Below are 20,647 nucleotides of genomic sequence, written 5' to 3' on the forward strand. Positions count from 1 at the left end.
GTGGCCTGAGTTGAGAAACGTGTAGCTAAGAAAACAAACACCCTACTGCTAAAACACTTTAAAATCTAAATCCATCAACTGATGAAAAGAATTTCTTTCCTGTTAAGCTTTGTGACGCTTGTTCTTCTATGCTCCTGCACCACGCAACCACACGCTTTAACAGGGAACACATCAACTGATAAGCGCAGCAAAAAGATGGTTAAGGCGGCTCTTTCTCCGACAGCGACCAACTTCAGGTTGGTGTCTAGCCAGCCTGCTGCTAGCAAGTCGAGCAATGCGGATGCGGATTGGGTGGCGGCTTCGAACCCACAGGTTGTCGCAGCTGCTTCCAGGCTGAAGCGTAGAGATGCCGTAGCGCTTGCTGCCGCTACTACCGTAGAAGGCCATGATATCCTGAAAAGAGAAATTGAGAAGGCAATGAAGACCAAGCACGCGGTGGCGAAGAAGACCAATGCAGGAAAGAAGCCTAAGAAAGGGAAGGCAACGCCAAAGAACAGCAGCCATATTACACTTTAAGCCTTCCGCCTTTGCTTGCTGCCTGGCCTCGGGGCGGCAAAAACCGGGGGTATAACCTGTTACAGGTTTTCGAGTGAACGGCCCATAATTTTTAGGGAATGAAAAAGCCAAAGGTCCCCGCAAGCTTCATTTTGAAGGTATCGGAAACCTTTGGCTCTTCAATAGGTGTACTCTTTGGTGTTTCGCAACACCCGGTAGGCTTGTGTTTAGATATCGATGCAGCATTCCTCCAGACAATCTATCACATCAATCAGTTTAGGAATTGAAAGAGAGTAATAGATTTTTGTTCCTACCTTAAAAGAAGACAAAACGCCTTTGTCTTTAAGCGTAATAAGGTGTTGAGAAGCGATCGCTTGCGGTAGGTCCAGGTATTTGTATATCTCGGTAACCGTCATTTTCTCCTCCTTGCCCAGCAAGTCCACTATAGCCAATCTCTTCGGATGAGCCAATACCTTCAGCATGGCAGCCGCCTTATCTATTTTCTTAGATTCAATTCTAGATAACAAACTTTTCATAATTAATAATTATACCTAACAGTTTCTACATACATTTAAACAATTCAATTCATATTAAGATATATACGGCAATAGCGACATTTGGCTGATTTACCTTAAATGATTTTTACTAATTTTCGCTTATGGACACATATAACGTAATTGGCCTCATGTCAGGCACTTCTCTCGACGGCCTGGATTTAGCATTTTGTAGATTTACGTATAAAAACGAAAATTGGATATATAAAATACTTAATGCTACTACATTAGTATATGACGATACTTGGATTGACTCTCTCCGGGAATCTGAAACCTGGAGCGGTCAGCAATTAATTGCCCTCGATCATGCTTACGGCCGCTACTTGGGCGAGCAGGTACAGAGCTTTGTAGCCACCTCCGGCGTGCAACCCGATTTCATCGCCTCGCACGGCCATACCATCTTTCACCAGCCCGACAAACATATCTCCCTGCAGATAGGCAACGGCGCCTACCTGGCTGCGCATGCCGGCCTGCCTGTCGTGTGCGACTTCCGCACGCTGGACATTGCACTTGGAGGGCAGGGGGCACCGCTTGTTCCGATCGGCGATGAATTGCTTTTCGGCGACTACGATTTCTGTATCAACCTGGGAGGTATAGCCAATGTTTCTTTTCAGAAGAACGGCCAAAGACTGGCTTTTGATATAGGCGCCTGCAATATGCTGCTCAACCACCTGGCAGGCAGCCTGGGCCTGGACTACGACAAGGACGGGTTGCTGGCCCGTGGCGGCACGCTGCAGCAGGACCTACTGGATCAGCTCAATGCCCCCGCTTATTTTACAGATCCCGCTCCTAAATCGCTTGGGAAGGAGTGGGTCCTGGAAAACAGCCTGCGTGATCTTGACAACCACAGCGCTTCTGCTGTTGACAAACTCCATACGGTTTGCCACCACATCGCCATGCAGCTGAAGGAAGCCTTGCAGCCCCTGCACCAGGGCCGGCACCGGGTGCTGCTGACAGGAGGCGGCGCATTCAACCTATACCTGGTAGAGCTGCTGGAGCAGCTGCTGGGGCAAGCCTATAGCGTAGAAGTGCCCGAGCCGGAAGTTGTTTCTTTTAAAGAGGCACTGATCTTTGCTTTTCTGGGCGTACTGCGCTGGCGCGGGCAGCACAACTGCCTTCGCAGCGTCACGGGTGCCCGCCACGACAACGTGGGAGGCGCTATATACCTGGGCTAGTATCCTAGCTAGGGCTGCATCCTCACAGGTAATTTCGTACCTTTGCTGCATAACTCTTAGCAAAAGATATTCATGAAAGAGCTGCTCGCTAAATTTGAAAATAAGCGTCCTGAAATAGTGTTTGAATGGAATGACTCTGAGACAGAAGCAGAAGGCTGGGTCGTGATCAACTCGTTGCGGGGCGGTGCAGCCGGTGGCGGCACCCGCATGCGCAAAGGCCTCGACAAGCGCGAAGTGGAGTCGTTGGCCAAGACCATGGAAGTAAAATTTACCGTTTCCGGTCCTGCCATCGGAGGAGCTAAATCGGGTATCAACTTCGACCCTGCCGATCCGCGCAAACGCGGTGTGCTGGAGCGCTGGTACAAAGCGGTCATTCCTTTGCTCAAGAACTACTACGGCACCGGCGGCGACCTGAACGTGGATGAGATTCATGAAGTAATTCCCATCACAGAGGACTACGGCCTGTGGCACCCGCAGGAAGGGGTTGTAAATGGCCATTTTAACGCAACCGAGCCTCAGAAGATCAATAAGATCGGCCAGCTGCGCCAGGGCGTGATCAAAGTGCTGGAGGATCCTGCCTATACGCCCGCCGCCACCCGCAAGTATACGGTGGCCGATATGATCACCGGGTATGGCGTGGCAGAAGCGGTGCGGCACTATTATAGTATTTGGGGTGGCAACGTCGAAGGCAAACGGGCCATCATTCAGGGCTGGGGCAATGTAGGTGCCGCGGCTGCTTATTACCTGGCATCCAGAGGAGTCAGAATTGTAGGTATAATCGACCGGGCGGGAGGGTTGATCAATGAAGAGGGTTTCACCTTCGAAGAAATCGGCCAGCTGTTTTACGACCGGCAGGGCAATACCTTGTACGCCGGGAACCTTCTCTCGTTTGAGGAAGTGAACAGCCGCATCTGGTCGCTGGAAGCAGAGATCTTTATACCTGCCGCTGCCTCCAGGCTGGTAACACGCCCGCAACTGGAACAAATGATCCGCTGTGGCCTGGAAGTTATTTCCTGCGGGGCCAACGTCCCCTTCCAGGATCCGGAGATATTTTTTGGGGCTACCGGCGAGTTTGCAGACCGGAACATTTCGGTTATACCTGATTTCATTGCCAACTGCGGCATGGCCCGGGTGTTTGCCTACCTGATGGAGAGCGAAGTAGCAATTACGGACGAGGCCATCTTCTCAGATATATCCAGAACCATTTTTACAGCGCTTGAGAAGGCCAACCAAAAGAGCCAGGCAAAAACAGAGATTGCCAAAACGTCTTTTGAGATTGCCTTAAGCCAATTATTATAGTACGCCCTGCATGGACATCAGCAAGTTTCTTTCCCATGAGTTTTTAGGCAATACCGTTTCCGCTTACCTCTGGTTTGCAGGTATACTGCTGTTCGGCTATATCTTCAAGACGCTTCTCTCCAGACTGATTGCGAAGGTGATCTCCAGGATGGTTGGGAGGTTTTCGGATGAAGAGAGCCAGGCTGACCTGAAGCGCCTCCTGCTTCAGCCCCTGGAAGTGGTCCTTTTCCTGGTATTCCTGTTTTTTGCAGTGAACGTACTCGACTATCCGGTTGATCCGGCGTCCATCGGCAAGAAGGGCGACCCGATCCTGAAGGTCGTGCTGATGCGTACCTACCAGATATTTGTAATCGTAGCCATTACCTGGGTTATCCTCCGGTTCATTGATTTTATCGGCTTGGTGTTTCAGAGCAGAGCCGCCTCCAGGACGTCCTCCAAGTTAAACGAACAGCTGATCCCTTTTTTCAAGGATTTTATCAAAGTGCTGGTTTCGATCTTCTCTTTTCTGATCGTGCTGGGCTCGGTGTTTGGCGTCAATGTGGCAGGTATGGTGGCCGGTCTGGGAGTGGGTGGCCTGGCGATTGCCTTTGCTGCCAAGGAAAGCCTGGAAAACCTGCTGGCCTCCTTCACCATTTTCCTGGATCACCCCTTCGTAGTGGGCGACCTGGTGGAAGTTGACGGGATTACCGGCGTAATCGAGAAAATTGGTTTCAGAAGTACCCGCATACGCACGCTCGAGAAAACCTTCGTAACGGTGCCCAACAAGAGCATGATCGATAAGCCGCTCAACAACCTGTCGCTGCGTACATTCCGGCGTGTCAAATTTGATGTCAGACTGACCTATGCGACTACATCCGAGCAGATCAAAGCCATTGCCTCTGAGCTGCAGCTATACATTGATAACCATCCGCAAACTAACCTGGATGGGCGTGTTCGCTTTCAGGACCTGAACCCCAGTTCCAAGGATATAATGGTCCTCTACTTTGTGGAGTCGCTGGATTGGAATGAGTATATCAATGTCAAGGAAGAGATTGCCTATAAAATAGTGGAGATAGTAGAGAAGCATGGCGCTGACTTTGCCTTCCCGACCCAGACACTTCATATTCATCAGCCGGAAGAGCAGCAAATCCGGAAGCAACCCAAACCGGAGCATTTCCCTTCCACTAACTTTCAGTAAGCAGAAATAAAAAAGCCGGAGAAGCTCCGGCTTTTTTTTCACCCTTATATCGTTAAGCTGCATCTGCTTCCGGCTACCTGCTTCCGTAAACGGAATCATATATAACCTTATCAAGAAGTCCGGCAGCTATTGCTTCACTTTCCTTTACTTTCTACCCTGTTTTCCTTTTTGTAATTTTGATTTTTTAACGGGCTACCGTGCCTATGGTTGTATGCAAAACAGTACTTTTTTTATAAAAGTATAGAATAAACAGGTGAATATATCATAACAGCAAGTGTAACTTAAATATGATATTTACAATACTACACTGACACTTACTCCGTTTTAAGCAGCCCTGCTTTGCAACCTGGTAAGAAAATCTAAACAGGAAGCCGGCGCACCCTTAATCAAAATCAAAGTATTCGCCTTCCTGTAGTTCTACTTTCTTCTCCTTCTTTGCCGGCTTTTTACCCCGCAGCAACTCCCGCAGCTCTATCCCCTCCTGCTTGAGGTCAGTCTTTATTTTTTCACGCACGCGCTCGTTGTCATACGTTATTTTGAAATCACTTTCTTTTCCTTTCACGGCCAGGAATAGCATGCTGCTGCCTGCATCCGTGTCTTCGGCCACCACCCCGTACACAGCGTCCTTATCGGGTCGCCTGCTATTGAGCAGGGGCAGTTTTATCTTGTAATCCATATCCTGGTCGAAGGTATGGGTACCGGAAACAGAAACTGAGGAAATAGCCGACAGGTTGGACTTGATATCCATCTCCGGAATATAGATCGTGCGCTGCTGTATCCAGAAGTTGTTGCTGAGCTCGGCAAACTTCATATTGGCCAGCTCGGAGCGCTTCACGAAAGCCGACATCTTCTGCATGGGAGCAAAGTTGATCAGTTGCCCATCGCGCACGGTGGCGGCTATCTCGGCCTGCAGCAGGTCGGTCTTCGGGTTGAGATGGCTGTCAAAGTATACCTCCGAGATGATGTTGGCCGTCAGCCGGCCCCGCAGGTGCCGGTCCATGATGAAGACCTGCCCAAAGTTCTCAAAAACATAAAAGAGACTGTCCACACTCATGTTACTGAGTTTGGTGGCTGTACTGACTTTGATATGGTCCCGGTTGCGGGCATCCAGATCGCCGCGCACGGCAAAGTTGCCTCCTATGGCGTTGAAGGATATGTTAGGCGAGGAAACCACCTGGTTGCGCAGTTTTACCTCCCCTTTGATGTTCTCACCCCGGAAGCGCCTGAATTTCATTTTATGAATAGAAGCACTCAGGTCAAAAGCAATGTCGGGCGACACATTGAATTTATAAGCAGCATCATCCCCTCCCTTGCGTGAAGCGGCGGGCGTGTTCTGCTCTTCGCTTAGCAATTGGTCAAAGTCCAGGTAGCGGCTGTTAAAATCTGCCTCTACCAGCAGCCGCTGTTTGTCGAGCAGCAACCAGGCCATCACGTTCCGGAACATGCCATTCAGCACAAAATCAGAGTCGCCCAGTTTGCCTTTGAAGTCTGACACGGCCACATCATTCTTCTTAAAAATAAAATTGCCATACAGCCCCCTGAGTGGCAGCGGAAACTCCTGCAGTCCCAGCGACACATTATGCAGCGTAATGTCGCCTGTGGTGCTCAGGGTGCTGTTGCCGGGCTTTGCTTTAAACTCCTTCAGGTTGCCTGAAAATGCGATGCGGACATCGGCCAGTCCGCTGCCGCTCGGCACCTGTTCCAGCTTCAGCAGGCCCAGCACGTAGCCTACGTCCAGCATACCTTTGGCATCAAAGGCCAGGTAGGGGTTGTCGAAATTACGATAGAGCACATTGCCCGAAAAGGCCCGCTTGTTGAGAACGCCCCGCAGGTTCTTCAGCTCCAGCACAGAGGTACTGCTATTGCGGCTGGCGCCATTGGTAAAGCTTCCTTCCAGGTTGAGCTTCTCTACCCGCTGCTTCACATCCGGATGATAAAAAGACGCATTGCGGCTGCCAAAGCGAAAGGCTACCTGCGGGTTATGTCTGGACGATGCCTTGCCTTTTATAGTTCCGCTGAAGTATACGTCTCCTTCGCTGCGGTATTTGCTGTATTCCTGGGTGATATGCTGCGGCAGCAGGGACAACAGCGATTGGATGTCGGTGTTTTTGCCCTCCAGCTTCAGGTCCAGCTCTGTCGGTCCGGCGTAAGCAATCCCACCCCCTACTTCATAGGCAGCACCTTCTACCTTCACCACCGACGGTTGCAGCGCTATGGTTTGTGCCATCCGGCTTATGGTCAGTGCCGTGCTCAGATCGATCGCTTTGTTCTTGAAGTACTCGCCACTGCTGATGCTGATCGTGCGGACGGTTGCTTTTCCTTCGGCTTCCAGGGCTATCGTTTCGGTAGAGATGGTCATGGCAGCCACCAGGTGCTGGGCATCGGCTTGAATATCCTGGTTCAGTTGCTCGTCGGTATAGCGCAGGGCTACCCGGGCCAGGTTGATCTTTTCGAGGTTAAAGGAGAAGTCTTCGGAAGCAGCGGTTGTATCGGTGGCGAAGATGTGGTAGTTGGGCTTCCCGTTCTTCAGCATTTTCACATGCAGAGAGCCATCTTCCATGTACAGCTGCCTCACGTTATACCGGCCCATCAGGATGTCGAAAAGGCTGAAGGTGAAGTAGAGCTTCTCCGCTTTGGCCAGCGACTCTTTACTACCGGCCACACCTTCTATCACGTTCACATGGTCCAGTGCCACCGCTACCTGCGGAAACTTATCGAAAAGCGAGAGCGAAATCTTGTCTACTTCTACTTTCGTCTTGATGTGCTTATTTGCCTCTGTCACAAAGAGTCCCACGATCTTATCCTGATAAGCATACACCAGGCCAACTGAAATGCACGTTAGCACCATCACTCCCAGCGTGAGATAAAATAGCACTTTTTTCACAAACCGTTTTTGCTTCAAGGGAAAGTTCAGATTTTAAGCATCTTACAAAAGCTAAAGGTACTGCAGTAAATACGGGCGCACAATAGGTGTTGGGGCGTGAAAAAAAATTTTGACAATTTTTTTTCAAATGTTTTGCGGTTAAAAAAAAACACCCCATATTTGCATCATCAAACGGGGACAACAGGTCAACGAAACGATAAAACGGGGTGTTAGCTCAGCTGGTTCAGAGCACCTGCCTTACAAGCAGGGGGTCACTGGTTCGAATCCAGTACGCCCCACAAAAGGACAACGAAAGTTGTCCTTTTTTTATGTCCATACTTTTTGGGCAACAGGTGTTGCAGCCTCCGGATTTTGCGCATTCCCCACAGGACCTTTCCAGTTAAACGTTACCCTTTCTATACTGGTATATTTTCCAGGATATCCTCTCAGGTTGGTCCATATAAACGAAACAGATGCTCCGGCTATACCTGTTAGTTATCGCCAAGGTATAGCATCAGGTATGATAGCACAGGGTATGGGGGAATGAAAGCAGGCAGGATGTTTTATCTGCTCTTAAATTGCTCGTGCAGGGCCAGCACCTGCGGAATGATCAGCTGTTTGTCGTCGTTGTAGACAATGTGGTGGGCACGGGCCATCTTCTCTTCTTCTTTCAGCTGCTTGCTGATAATGGCTCTGATATCCGCTTCGGTGCGATGCTGATCCCGCTGCAGCAACCGTTTCATCCGCACGTCCAGGGGAGCAAACACGGCGATGATCTCGTCCATCTGCCTCCACGACTCCGACTCGAACATCAGAGCCGCTTCTTTGATCACATAAGGTGCCGCAGCATGCGCAGCGGCCCATTTCTCAAAGTCAGTGCCTACATGCGGATGCACCAGGGCATTGAGTAGCGCCAGGCGCTCGGGATTATTAAACACGACCGAGGAAAGGTAGGTGCGGTTGAGCTGGCCTTCCGGCGTATAGGCTGCTGTGCCAAAGGCCTCCTGGAGTTCCTCCTTGAGCTGGGGGTCGTACTGCATGACCCATTTGGCACGCGTATCGGCATCGTAGACAGGTATACCCAGTACCTGGAACATACGGCACACGATCGTTTTGCCTACCCCTATGCCACCGGTTATACCTATTTTCAGCATAAGCCTACTTTTCTAAAATAGCCTTCATGCGCTCCGGCCAAAGGGAAATGTTGCGTGCTCCCGCTGGCTTTTGCACCAGTTCCGGCGCCACGGTGGAGTCCTGCCGGTTATACTTGGAGAAGTCTATCACCGTTCGGAAAGCATTTGGATTTATGATGGCACCGGAATCTTCCAGGGTCTGGTAGCGTATGAGCACCACCTGTGGCCGCAGGGTGACCTCGGCTTTTAAAGGCACATTGACCAGCTCCGGTGAGACAAGCATTTCGCGCTGCTGCAGAGGTCTTACCTTTACCGCCACCGTCGCCTCACTGATATTGGCTTTGATCAGCGAGCTGTTATCGTAGGCAATAGGAACACTTAGTTTAGTTGGCTCCGTTAAGTTGGCGATAGGCAGGCGCAGCAGAAAAGGATCCGGCAGACTGTCTACCATAGAGGAAGGGCCCCTGAAGATGATGGTGTCGGGGGTGATGCTAACCGGCCTCAGCAGGGCATGCCGGTCGTCGGTTAACTTTTGCTTTGGATCCAGTTGCAGCGGAATACGCTTTGTCACCTGCGCGTTAAAGTTAAAGAAGAGTGTGTCGGTCACCACGAAGTTCAGTTGCAGGCCATCCATGGCGTTTACCAGAGACGGACGCAAGGCAGAACCCAGCAGGTAGTTGTTGCGGGGCAGGGTGCGGATGTAGATCTCCGCCGGCTGCACTTCCACTTTGAGCGACTTGCGCAGCAGTTTCCAGCCTTTGCCTGTCACATTCACGAGTACTTCTTCCGGAAGGGCTTTGATGGGGACCAGGCGCTGGTCGTTGTACACAAACCGGATGGGATAGGTGGTTTGTGTGGAGTAGCTTTTGTTGAGCGCGTTCAGCAGCCAGAAAGTAGAAGCCGCCACAAAACAAAGCAGTACTATTCTCCAGTAGTGCTTTGTTTGTGGCTTAAATGGCCTTACAAACCATAAAACAATATTTCGGGCTTTCTCAAACGACAAGGTGTCTTATCCTTATTGCACTTTCGCGGTAGCTTCCAACGAGATAGCAGACTTGTCAAATGTCAGGCGGATGCCTTTGTCTACTTCTATCTCCACGGTATCCTCGTTTACTGCTGTTAAACGGCCATGCAGGCCACCTATTGTAACAACTTGCATGCCTTTTGTCAGTTCCTCACGAAATTTTTTCTGGTCACGCGCTTTTTTCTGCTGCGGACGAATCATAAAGAAATAGAAAACAAGGATAATAGCACCAAACATGAGCAACTGTGGCAGCATGCCTCCGTCTGGTGTAGCTTGTAGGAATATCGTTTGCATAAAGTAGGTTGAGCTCTTTTTACAGAGGATTACTAGTTAAGTTTTACCGGGCCATCAGCACCTGCAGTAGGTATGTTGGCACCTTCTACATTGCCTTTCATGGCGATTCTGATAATGTTTGGTTCAGTATTGGCGCGAATCGTCACTGTAGGGGACTGCTGGCCAAACTTACCGGTACTGTTAAATTGTACTTTCACTTCGCCTTGCTGGCCAGGAGCTACCGGGTCCTTGGTCCAGTCAGGAGCTGTACAGCCACAGGATGCAGAGGCGCTCTCAATCACCAGGGGTGTGGTGCCGGTGTTGGTAAAGGTGAAGGTATGCTCTACCACCTCACCCTGCTTGATGGTTCCGAAATCATACTCCGATTCCTTGAACGACATCACCGCGGCATTGCCGGTGGTGGCGGCCGCCTGACCGGCAGGCACTACATTCGGGTTGTCTATCTGCTGTGGCTGCTCAGCCACAGGGCTCTCGCTGGCGGTGGTGTTTTCCACGGAGCTTTTCTGTTCACAGCTGGTTACCATCATAGCAGTTCCCAGCGCAAAGGCTAATAAAAGGTTCTTTTTCATATTAGTTTAACAGCTTAAGTCTAAATTATAGTTTCGAAATGATGTGCTGGGCAAATTCCATGGTGCTGGCACGGCCACCCAGGTCGCCTGTACACTCTTCCTTATTGGCCAGTGTCGCTTCCAGGGCTGCCTCAATGCGGTGGGCTTCGTTCTTTAGGTCGATGTGGTGCAACATCATGATGGCAGAACGCAGCAATGCGGTAGGGTTGGCTTTGCCTTGACCGGCGATGTCAGGAGCCGAACCGTGTACGGCTTCAAAGATCGCCATATCGCTTCCGATGTTGGCACCCGACACGACGCCAAGTCCGCCTACCAGACCCGCGCACAGGTCAGAGAGGATGTCGCCAAACAGGTTGGTCGTTACCAGCACATCGAACTGCTCCGGCTTCACAACCAGCTGCATGCACATGTTGTCGATGATCTTGTCGTCGGCCTGAATTTCAGGATAGTCTTTCGAAATTTTGCTGAACTCATCCAGGAAAAGTGCTCCGGCACTTTTGAGAATGTTGGCCTTATGAACTGCCGTCACTTTTTTGCAGCCATGCTTGCGGGCATACTCGAAAGAAGCGCGGATTATTTTCTGGCAGCCTACGCGCGTGATGCGGGCCACAGAGTCCGATATCTGCAGGCGCTCGTCAAACATCTCCAGGCCGGAATACAGGCCTTCTGTGTTCTCACGGAACAGCACCAGGTTTACATTTTCGAAGCGGGTAGTGACGCCGGGCGTGGTCTTGGCCGGTCTTACGTTGGAGTACAGGTCGAACATCTGTCGGAGCTGCACATTGACACTTTTGAAGCCTTTACCTACCGGTGTAGTGATCGGACCTTTGAGGGCTACTTTGTTTTTTTCAAGTGAGGCGATGAGTGTAGCAGGTATCAGCTCCCCGATCGCGTCAAATGTAGTCTGCCCTGCGTTTTCTTCTTCCCAGTTGATGGGCACGTTCGCTGCACTAAAAATAGATTTAACAGCTTCCGTTATCTCAGGACCTATCCCGTCACCGGGAATCAGCGTGATATTTCTCATGTGTTATAATTCTTTCCTGCTATTAATCTCGTTGATGAGTGAATCTACATCGCCCAAAAGCCTTTCCGCTTTTTCTTTTGCATCCTGTATAACCCGCTGACCTTCCGATTTGGCGCTTGATGTGACCAGGTTGCGGTCTTCTACCAATTGTTCCAGCAGATCAGAGAGGGTGTCACGGTACTTCTCCAGCCGGTAGCTTAACCAACTGCGTGTTTCCCTGCCCTTCTCCGGAGCAAACAAAATGCCAGCTGCGGCTCCAACGGCAGCGCCTGATACAAAGACGAGAGTGTTGCTTATCTTCTTACCCATAGGTTTCTATCTATATTCTAATATGTCGGGTACGTAATTTTTACCTTTTACGATATTTTAGTATAAACCGGCCACCCGGACACATGGCTTATTTGTTGTCTATCAATCCACGGCCGGACTTACGGATGTCACCTTTGGTGCTAAGTTCCTGAGCCATTTTGTCCAGCACACCATTGACAAACTGCTTGCTTTTGGGGGTGCTGTATAACTTCGATATCTCAATGTACTCGTTGATGGTCACTTTGACGGGTATGCTTCTGAAAATGTGCATTTCGCAAAGCGCCATTTTCAGGATGATCTTATCAAGCAGGGCTACGCGCTCCACATCCCAGTTCTTTACGCTGGCAGCAATCAGTGCCTCGTACTTGTCATCTTCCTGAATGGTCTGGTGATACAGCTCCTCGAAGAACGCTTTGTCGTCTTCCCAGTTGGCAGAAAGATCCAGCAATACCGGTTCCTCTTCTGTCTCCTCACCAAATACTTTGATGGTCTTGTTGACCAGGCTTTTCACGATGGTTTTGTTCTCCACCCAGTTCAAATCCTGCTCTTCAAACAAAGATTGTAAGTTTTTTTCTTTAAAAATAATGTTTTTGTAAATATGTTTCACCACTTCCAGGTCGTCTGAAAGGCTTGGCTCGGGCAGGGCCAGGTAGTTCAGGAAGGTTTCGTCCTGCTTGAGAATGGTCCTGTAAACGAGGCGGATCTCGCTGATATCGGAGCCCCAGCTGATGTTGCGGCGGATGATGTGCTGCTGATACGATTTGTTGCTGAGGATGCGCTCTACCACGCGGTTGTTAAGAAAACGCTTTACATCAGGGCCTTTTGCCTCGGTGAACCGCTTTTCTTTTTTCTCTTCTTCGTCCTCTACCAAGCCTTTGAGGACTTCCAGTATCTGCAGGGTGCCCAGGTAGTGGTCGTAAATCCGCTCCACCGCATTGATCATCTGGGTACTGTAGTGCTTGTAGTCTTTCTTGAGGGTGTTTTGATAGAATACAATGGCTCTGTTAACCGCATTGATAATTTCTTTGTCGGACTCCTCTGTCTCGAACTGGTCGGTTTCGTACCACTCCTTGAACAGCAGTTGCGCGATCTGCTTTCTTCCTTCCAGCAGCTTTCTGTCCTGCACTTCCATGGAGTTCAGGTCGGGAGCAAAGTCCTCTCCTATCTGGTCGAGTGCCAGCAGATAATCTGAATTTTCGGCCTGCATGTAGGCATAAATCGCTTGCATTGCCTTGATTCGTAGTGTTCTGCGGTTGAGCATAATTGTATTTTAAAGAACGTATTGGTTAATATATATTTCACTGGTTTTGATGCCGGGGCATCGGGAGCAGCTTTAATCGGCTGCATTGGTGTATACGCAACAGGCAGCGCAGATTGCGTATACCTGCTAGTTGTAGTAGAACGGGTGTAAACCAAAAGTGCCACAGGTTAGTGCAGCACTTTTGGTTACCTGTAATATCAGCATACGAACGTTAGAAAGTTGATTTTACTTTGCCTATGCTCTGAATACGCTTCTCAGCCAATTTGGTCGCGGCCAGCTGCGTATGGATGCCTTCTTTCTCAGCCAGATCGAAAATATCCAGGGTATAGCCATAGATACGCTCCGTCTGTGCATACGCACTCTCGCGGTTGTAGCCCTGCAGCTCAGAGTATACGTTGATCAGACCGCCGGCATTGATGAGGAAGTCCGGTGCATACAGGATGCCCTTTTGGATCAGTGCCGGTCCGTGCACGGATTCCTCGCGCAGCTGGTTGTTGGCAGAACCTGCCACCACTTTGCACTTGAGGCGGTTGATGGTATCGTCGTTGATCGTTCCACCCAGTGCACATGGCGAATAGATGTCTACGTCCAGGTCGTAGACCTCATCCATACCGATCACTTTGGCATTGTATTTAGACGAGATCTCGCGCAGGCGGTCTTCGTAAATATCGGTGATGAAGATCTGCGCTTTCTCTTTTGCAAGCAGCTCTACCAGGTAGCCCCCTACGTGGCCCACACCTTGTACAGATATTTTCTTGCCCTCGAGCGAATCTGTGCCGAATGCGCGCTTGGCAGCCGCTTTCATACCCATGTAGGTGCCGTAAGCCGTTACCGGAGACGGGTCACCGCTTCCGCCCATCGCTTCAGGCAAACCCGCTACGTGGTCTGTTTCCATCTTGATGTACTCCATGTCCTTGGTGGTCGTTCCCACGTCCTCGGCGGTAATATAAGCACCGTTCAGGTTTTTAACGAAACGACCGTAGCGGCGGATCAGTGCCTCACTCTTATCTTTTTTGGCATCGCCGATGATCACCGCTTTACCGCCACCCAGATTCAGGCCAGAGATAGCTGCCTTGTAAGTCATACCTCTCGAAAGACGCAATACATCGTCCAGCGCCTCCGCCTCAGAAGCATACGACCACATACGTGTACCACCCAAAGCAGGGCCCAGCACCGTATTGTGAATGCCAATGATCGCTTTCAGGCCTGTCTCATGATCATGACAGAACACCACTTTCTCATGGTTATATTCCGATATCTGACCAAAGACCGACTTATCTTTCTTCAGTTCAACTTCTTTTAACTCGACCATTTATGATTTTGATTAAGGGTTATTCTATATTTGCGAAAGAGTGACGTCTCACTTACCTCCTGTTTCACGCTGCAAAATTAATTCTTTTTTTGACTAATTCAATTTGTACCTTGTAACTCTACGTAAAAGCCTCTAAGCTTCATTTTCTTGCTGTGAAATCTCTTAGTTACCTAAATAAATACCTGCTTAAGTATAAATACCGTCTTTTCTGGGGATTGGTGTTTATTATTATTTCCAACTTTTTCCAGATACTGCCGGCCCAGGTGGTACGCCATGCCTTTAACCTGATCAAGGAGGGCATCAACCTGCACAACCTATACGAAGGTATGGCGCAACAGGAGACAGTGTACGACACGTTTGCCAGCAGTATATTGGTGTACGGCGTGGTGATCCTGGTGATGGCCCTGCTGCGGGGGCTATTCCTGTTCTTTGTACGGCAGACGATCATTGTCATGAGCCGCCTGGTGGAGAACGACCTCAAGAACGAGATCTACGAGCACTACCAAAGCCTGCCGCTGAGCTTCTACCGCAAAAACAACACCGGCGACCTGATGTCGCGCATCTCCGAAGACGTGAGCCGGGTGCGTATGTACCTGGGACCCGCCATCATGTATGGCATCAACCTGGTCGTGCTGTTCCTGATGGTGATCCCCTACATGCTCTCTGTCAACGTCAAGCTCACCCTCTATACCCTGATTCCACTGCCCATCCTGGCCATCAGCATTTATTACGTCAACAACATCATCGAGCGCAAGTCGGATGAGATACAGCGGAGCCTTTCCGGTATCACGACCTTTGTGCAGGAAGCATTTTCAGGTATAAGGGTACTTAAATCCTTTGTGCGGGAAGACGATTCCCACAACAATTTCACGACGGCCAGCAACAAATACAAAGACAAGTCGCTGGAGCTCAACTTCGTAAACTCGCTCTTTTTCCCGCTGGTGCTGTTTCTGGTCGGCCTGAGTACGATCATCACGGTCTACATCGGTGGACAGGAAGTGATCAATGGCAGCATCACGACCGGTAACATAGCCGAGTTTATCATCTACGTGAACATGCTGACCTGGCCGGTGATGTCGCTGGGCTGGACAGCCAGTCTGGTGCAGCGGGCGGCAGCCTCGCAGGCCCGCATCAACGAGTTCCTCGAAACCAAGACCGATATTATTTCGCGCCAGAACATCAGCAGGCCGATCAAGGGGGACATTGTTTTTGAGAACGTAGACTTCGTATACCCTGACACACACATACAAGCGCTGAAGAACGTTTCGTTCCGCATCCAGCACGGGGAGACCCTGGCTGTGATCGGCAATACGGGTTCGGGTAAGAGCACCATCGCTACGCTCCTGCCCCGCATGTACGACGTGACCCATGGCCGCATCCTGATCGACGGGGTGGATGTGCGGGACTACAACCTGGAGAGCCTGCGCAGCCAGATCGGCTATGTACCGCAGGATGTGTTTTTGTTTTCCGATTCCATCCGCAACAACATTGGCTTTGGCCTGCCCAGCATCACCGAGGAGCAGATGGTGCAGTCAGCCAAGGACGCGGATGTATACGAGAACATCATGCGCTTTCCGGAGCAGTTTGACACCAAGCTGGGCGAGCGGGGCATCACCCTGTCGGGAGGTCAGAAACAACGCGTGTCGATTGCCCGGGCACTGGTGCGGGAGCCCAGCATACTCATCCTCGATGATTCGCTTTCGGCCGTGGATACAAAGACCGAAAACACGATCCTGAACAGCCTGCGCCGCATCATGGCCAACCGTACGTCCATCATCATCTCCCACCGGGTATCGTCGGTGAAGCTGGCCGATCGCATTCTGGTGCTGGAAGATGGCCAGATCGTGCAGCATGGCACCCATGAGGAACTCATTCAGGAACAGGGACTTTATAAAATGCTTTACGAACGCCAGCTACAGGCCGAAGACTCCGAATAATCCACTTACCGCTGGTTGTTCCTGACACGGGCAGGAATCGCGTTTGCAGGGTAACAACACCTGCCCGGGAATTTTTTGATGCAGATTCTGTTATAAGTACGTATAGCAACTTTGTAAAACCTTATAACTCTCTATCTATGGCAATTGACCTCCAGCAAATCGGCAAAAGATTCCGCTTCTATACTAACTTAAAAGAGTTGGAAATGCCACAGCTTCTGAGCATGACGGGCAGCGACGAAGCGGTTTTATCCAACATCATTTCCGGGAAAAACTACCTGTTAGATGAGTTAGTGGCTATAGTGAAACACTTCCACGACCTGAACCCGCAATGGCTTATTTATGGCGAGGGCGGCATGTTTAAGCCCATGGATGAGAATGGCACCTGCAAGGATAACCAGAAAGGCTGCCTCAAGAAAGACAAAACAGCTTACCTGAAACAGATGCAGAACATGCTCCTCGAGCTGGACGCAGCTGAAGTAGCCAAAGGCCACCATGCAGATGTGGATGCGCTCAAGGCAAAGCTGGAAGAGTATAAGACCAGCCATCCGCAGGAGTAGCTTCCTGCTCTCCCGGGCAGCCGCCCGGCCCCCAGTACCCCGATTTTTAAGATGAGTTTTTAAGCCTGAACCGGCTTGGGTATACCTATGTCCGTCCCGGTTGCAGCAGGTTGCCCCTGATTGGATTAGGGCATAGGTATGTCTGGGCTATACCTTACGCTCTTACCCGTATGCCTTCCAGTATGAGGTTAACCGTAAAGAGCACCTCGCGCTCGATCCTGTCAAAGTCGATGGAGGGCAGGTTGTGGTATTGTGCCCGCTGAAACTCATCGAACTGGATCAGGTCTTTGACCACCATAATGGAGTAGCCGACGCGCTCCGCTTCGCACTGGATGAAAGTCCCGTTGGCTATACCTTCTTTGATGACGGAGGCATAGAAATTCGTTTCTTTTGCCCGCGACTCTTTGAACAGCTCCTGGAAAAGGCTGCGTGTTTCGATCAGTACCTGGATAGAAATGGTATGTTGCGTGACGATTTCCTGGTAGTAGCGCAACGAAGAACGGATGTAGCGCAGCAGGCGCTCGCGGGCATCGGCTTCCTGCTCTGCTATTTTTTTGATGCGGTAGAGGCTGTCCTTCCACTCCTGGGAAAATGCCTCGATAAAAAGCATTTCCTTGCTTTTGTAGTAATAATAAAGGGTCGGTTTTTTCAGCCCGATGGTATGGGCGATATCGTCCAGGGTGGCTTTGCTGTAGCCCAGCTTGCCGAACACTGACTTGGCTGCTTCCAGGATCAGCTCTTTTTTTGCCTCTGCTTTTTTGCCCAAAGTACCGGTCCCGCTATAGTTTGACGCAGGAGGTATGGCTTACCTCCTCCCGGCCAAAGATATAGGATAAAACGTTACCTGCAAGCACCCCCTTACTCCTTTATCGGCACTTCCACTATACCTTTATGATCCTCTGGAAACCACTCCACATACAAGGTTTCGAGCTGCAGGTTCTGCTTCTTGGCATAGTCAAAGAGCGCCTCATACAGTTTGTTCGGGGCCAGCATAAAATGGGCGTTTACTTCGGCACGCAGGGATCGCCGGCCGCCGGGCACCTTGCGCAGTTCGTAGCCAGCCGGCAACGACACGGTTGTGTCAGGCACGATGACCCCGATAAAGGCGCTTATGCTGTCGCTGCTCTCATCGGGGTTGTTGTAGTAGATGTTGCCCAGTACGCCTTCCAGTTCTTTTTTGTCCAGTACTTCTGCCGCTCTCCGGAAGGAGTTGTTCATCTGCCCGTCTTTCACGGAGCCCTCGAAGGCCTGGCCGGCAATGTAGAGTGGTTGTGCGTTAACTTCTGAAACGCTGGCAGCACTGAAACCGCCCAGGTAGGCAAAAAAGCCAGCTACAAAGACGGTCAGCACCGCCATTATCAGCAGGAATTTCTTATTCATAAATCAATCATGTTTTTATACTGCATGTGGTAGAGCTGGGCATAGTAACCATCCTGGCGCAGCAGTTCCTCGTGGTTCCCTATTTCTTTTATCTCGCCTCTGTCCATCACAATGATCTTGTCGGCCTTCTGTATGGTAGAAAGGCGGTGGGCGATCACAATGGAAGTACGACCATGCATCAGCTGGTCAATGGCATATTGGATTAGTTCTTCGGTTTCGGAATCGACGCTGGATGTGGCCTCATCGAGGATGATGATCTCCGGGTTGTACACCATCGCGCGCACAAAAGAGATCAGCTGGCGCTGCCCGCCTGAAAGGGTGGCCCCGCGCTCCATGACCTGGTAGTGCAGGCCGCCCGGCAGGCGCTCAATAAATTTTCGTGCTCCCACCAGATCGGCCGCCCGCCACATCTGTTCTTCGGTAATGGCTTTGTTGCCCAGGCTGATGTTGTCGGCAATGGTGCCCGAGAAGAGGAACACATCCTGCAGCACCACGCCGATGTGGTGGCGCAGCACGCTCAGGTCATATTCTTTGATATCGTGGCCATCGATCTTGATCTGCCCGCTGTTGATCTCATAAAAGCGGTTGAGCAGGTTGATCATAGAGGTCTTGCCGGCACCCGTAGCGCCTACAAAGGCAACCGATTCACCGGCCTTCACATGAAGGGAGATGTTGCGCAGCACCCATTCTTCATCTTTGTAAGCAAACCACACATCCTGGAAGGTCACATTCCCTTTGATCTTCTCCGGCGCATAGGTGCCGCTATCCGGGATCATTTCTTTGTTGTCGAGCAGGCGCATGAGGCGCTCGGTGCTCACCACGCCCAGCTGCAGGGTGTTGAAGCGGTCGGCGATCATGCGGATCGGGCGGAAGAACATCTGAATGTAGAGAATGAAGGCCATCAGCGTTCCCAGCGACACGTCATCGTCTATCACACCGTGCGCGCCATACCACACCAGCAGGCCCAGCCCGGCCGCGCCAATGATCTCCGCCACCGGGAAGTAGACCGAGTAGTAGAGAACCGAGCGAACGTTGGCGCGGGTATGCTCCTTGTTGATCTCCCGGAACTTCTCCATCTCACGCTTCTCGTTGTTGAATATCTGCACGATACTCATACCCGTGATATGCTCCTGCACAAAAGAGTTGAGACGGGCCACTGCCGTACGCACTTCCTGGAAGGTATCTTTGATCTTCTCCTTGAAAATGTAGGTACTGATGAGCATGATCGGGAACGTAGACAGGCTGACCAGCGCCAGCTCCCAGTCGATGTAGAACATGAAGCCCAGGATGAACACCAGTTGCAGGATATCGCCGATCATGGCGGCCAGGCCTTCGCTGAACACATCCGATAGCGTCTCCACATCCGACACGTTGCGAGTGACGAGCGTGCCGATGGGCGTACGGTCAAAGAACTTGAGGCGTAGGTTGAGGATGTGGCGGTAGAGCTGCACCCGGATGTCGCGCACCACGTGCTGCCCGAGCCAGCCGGCAAAATAGGTATGCAGGTACTGCACAATGGCATGCCCCACCAGCAGCACGCCCAATATGACGAACATGCGGTTGAGGCCTTCCCAGTCGTTCTGCAGAATCTCGTTGTCTACCGTGTACTGGATCAGGAAGGGACGCACCGCAGCCAGTATAGCCGAAGCAAAAGTCAGGAACACGATAAAGTAAAAGATCCGGACGTAGGGCTTCACAAACGTGAAAAGCCGCCGCAACACATCGGAATCGAATACTCTGCCTGTATTTTTTGGTTTGTCTTCCAAGTTCGGTTAATCTGTTTTTTTTTTGTTTCCGGGAATAATTGTCCTGCCCTGTTCCCTCCCTTTGTCTGCATCAGGATTTTCAGGATTAGAGGATGAACAGGATTTTCGCCATTCCAAGTCCAACTACCCTTCGTCCTCCTTGTTTAAGGCGGGGAGCCTGCTTTTCTAGTTCGACAGTTCTTGTTTCATAGTCATTGCTTAGACACCCCTCTGACTCCCCTCAAGGGGAGAATCTCTGCATGAGTAGTAATACTGGCAGGTATAGCAGACTAACTTACAACCTCCGCTACGCAGGTATAGCTTGAGCCAGGTGCCCCAATGACGATTTTGTGTTTGAGCGTTCAGCGAGTTTAAAAGCGTCTTGATTCTTTTGCTTACTTTTCTCATCAAGGAGAAAAGTGAGGCCCCGCCGGCCAGGCGAAGCAATGAAATAATGCAAGGTTGCTATACCTGGAACAGCAACTCCGTCAGTTACAAACTAGCCTCATAATCCACCACAAGTTGCGCTCACGCTAAAC

The 20,647-nt window shown here is 50.7% G+C and carries 19 protein-coding genes and 1 tRNA gene; 7 read left to right on the forward strand and 13 right to left on the reverse strand.

Going from position 1 to position 20,647, the window contains the following annotated elements:
- Positions 1-81 precede the first annotated feature (81 nt).
- Positions 82-516 carry a hypothetical protein gene (locus OB13_RS11575; protein WP_461490326.1) on the forward strand — a complete coding sequence of 145 codons (435 nt, stop codon included), beginning with the start codon at positions 82-84 and terminating at the stop codon, positions 514-516.
- 206 nt (positions 517-722) lie between these two features.
- On the opposite strand, the gene OB13_RS11580 is transcribed toward OB13_RS11575, so the two are convergent.
- Positions 723-1,031, reverse strand: coding sequence for an ArsR/SmtB family transcription factor (locus tag OB13_RS11580; protein WP_018476478.1), 309 nt, complete (start codon positions 1,029-1,031; stop codon positions 723-725).
- A gap of 122 nt (positions 1,032-1,153) precedes the next feature.
- Here OB13_RS11580 and OB13_RS11585 point away from each other — a divergent pair, with 122 nt between their 5' ends.
- The 3 genes from OB13_RS11585 to OB13_RS11595 all read left to right on the forward strand — a co-directional run bounded on the left by OB13_RS11585 (position 1,154) and on the right by OB13_RS11595 (position 4,700).
- On the forward strand, positions 1,154-2,224 hold the full coding sequence (locus tag OB13_RS11585; protein ID WP_461490327.1) for an anhydro-N-acetylmuramic acid kinase: 1,071 nt from the start codon (positions 1,154-1,156) through the stop codon (positions 2,222-2,224).
- Positions 2,225-2,296: 72 nt separating this feature from the next.
- Positions 2,297-3,523 carry a Glu/Leu/Phe/Val dehydrogenase dimerization domain-containing protein gene (locus OB13_RS11590; RefSeq protein ID WP_461490328.1) on the forward strand — a complete coding sequence of 409 codons (1,227 nt, stop codon included), beginning with the start codon at positions 2,297-2,299 and terminating at the stop codon, positions 3,521-3,523.
- Between the two features lie 10 nt (positions 3,524-3,533).
- Positions 3,534-4,700, forward strand: coding sequence for a mechanosensitive ion channel family protein (locus OB13_RS11595; protein ID WP_461490329.1), 1,167 nt, complete (start codon positions 3,534-3,536; stop codon positions 4,698-4,700).
- Positions 4,701-5,082: 382 nt separating this feature from the next.
- Here the strand turns inward: OB13_RS11595 and OB13_RS11600 are convergent, their stop codons facing one another.
- A complete protein-coding gene (locus OB13_RS11600; protein WP_461490330.1) occupies positions 5,083-7,584 on the reverse strand; it encodes an AsmA-like C-terminal region-containing protein in 2,502 nt (833 codons plus the stop codon).
- Between the two features lie 203 nt (positions 7,585-7,787).
- On the opposite strand from OB13_RS11600, the gene OB13_RS11605 reads away from it, so the two are divergent.
- Positions 7,788-7,862: transfer RNA gene (locus tag OB13_RS11605), tRNA-Val, on the forward strand.
- Positions 7,863-8,126: 264 nt separating this feature from the next.
- Here OB13_RS11605 and coaE read toward each other — a convergent pair.
- The 8 genes from coaE to OB13_RS11645 form a co-directional block, all read right to left on the reverse strand.
- Complete coding sequence (gene coaE / locus OB13_RS11610; protein WP_461490331.1) at positions 8,127-8,717, reverse strand: dephospho-CoA kinase; 591 nt, start codon at positions 8,715-8,717, stop codon at positions 8,127-8,129.
- Between the two features lie 4 nt (positions 8,718-8,721).
- A complete protein-coding gene (locus OB13_RS11615; protein WP_461490332.1) occupies positions 8,722-9,603 on the reverse strand; it encodes a YbbR-like domain-containing protein in 882 nt (293 codons plus the stop codon).
- Positions 9,604-9,711: 108 nt separating this feature from the next.
- A complete protein-coding gene (gene yajC / locus OB13_RS11620; RefSeq protein WP_461490333.1) occupies positions 9,712-10,014 on the reverse strand; it encodes a preprotein translocase subunit YajC in 303 nt (100 codons plus the stop codon).
- Between the two features lie 32 nt (positions 10,015-10,046).
- Positions 10,047-10,583: a DUF1573 domain-containing protein gene (locus OB13_RS11625; protein ID WP_461490334.1), complete on the reverse strand. Its 537-nt coding sequence runs from the start codon at positions 10,581-10,583 to the stop codon at positions 10,047-10,049.
- A 25-nt stretch (positions 10,584-10,608) separates the two neighbouring features.
- Positions 10,609-11,607: an isocitrate/isopropylmalate dehydrogenase family protein gene (locus OB13_RS11630; protein WP_461490335.1), complete on the reverse strand. Its 999-nt coding sequence runs from the start codon at positions 11,605-11,607 to the stop codon at positions 10,609-10,611.
- A 3-nt stretch (positions 11,608-11,610) separates the two neighbouring features.
- On the reverse strand, positions 11,611-11,916 hold the full coding sequence (locus OB13_RS11635; RefSeq protein ID WP_461490336.1) for a YtxH domain-containing protein: 306 nt from the start codon (positions 11,914-11,916) through the stop codon (positions 11,611-11,613).
- A gap of 88 nt (positions 11,917-12,004) precedes the next feature.
- Positions 12,005-13,144, reverse strand: coding sequence for a transcription antitermination factor NusB (gene nusB, locus OB13_RS11640; protein WP_461490337.1), 1,140 nt, complete (start codon positions 13,142-13,144; stop codon positions 12,005-12,007).
- 244 nt (positions 13,145-13,388) lie between these two features.
- A complete protein-coding gene (locus OB13_RS11645) occupies positions 13,389-14,489 on the reverse strand; it encodes a Glu/Leu/Phe/Val family dehydrogenase (protein ID WP_461490338.1) in 1,101 nt (366 codons plus the stop codon).
- 152 nt (positions 14,490-14,641) lie between these two features.
- Between OB13_RS11645 and OB13_RS11650 the strand changes: the two genes are divergently transcribed.
- Together OB13_RS11650 and OB13_RS11655 are read left to right on the forward strand one after the other, a co-directional pair.
- On the forward strand, positions 14,642-16,426 hold the full coding sequence (locus OB13_RS11650) for an ABC transporter ATP-binding protein (protein ID WP_461490339.1): 1,785 nt from the start codon (positions 14,642-14,644) through the stop codon (positions 16,424-16,426).
- A 137-nt stretch (positions 16,427-16,563) separates the two neighbouring features.
- Positions 16,564-16,983 (forward strand): hypothetical protein, encoded by a 420-nt coding sequence (locus tag OB13_RS11655; protein WP_461490340.1) that lies wholly within the window; start codon positions 16,564-16,566, stop codon positions 16,981-16,983.
- Between the two features lie 154 nt (positions 16,984-17,137).
- On the opposite strand, the gene OB13_RS11660 is transcribed toward OB13_RS11655, so the two are convergent.
- The 3 genes from OB13_RS11660 to OB13_RS11670 all read right to left on the reverse strand — a co-directional run bounded on the left by OB13_RS11660 (position 17,138) and on the right by OB13_RS11670 (position 20,129).
- Entirely contained in the window at positions 17,138-17,749 is a 612-nt protein-coding gene (locus OB13_RS11660) for a TetR/AcrR family transcriptional regulator (protein WP_461490341.1), read from the reverse strand.
- 92 nt (positions 17,750-17,841) lie between these two features.
- On the reverse strand, positions 17,842-18,363 hold the full coding sequence (locus tag OB13_RS11665; RefSeq protein WP_461490342.1) for a GyrI-like domain-containing protein: 522 nt from the start codon (positions 18,361-18,363) through the stop codon (positions 17,842-17,844).
- A complete protein-coding gene (locus OB13_RS11670; protein ID WP_461490343.1) occupies positions 18,360-20,129 on the reverse strand; it encodes an ABC transporter ATP-binding protein in 1,770 nt (589 codons plus the stop codon). The genes OB13_RS11665 and OB13_RS11670 overlap by 4 nt, the downstream gene beginning before the upstream one ends.
- Between the last annotated feature and the right edge of the window lie 518 nt (positions 20,130-20,647).

Source organism: Pontibacter sp. HJ8 (assembly GCF_054824225.1).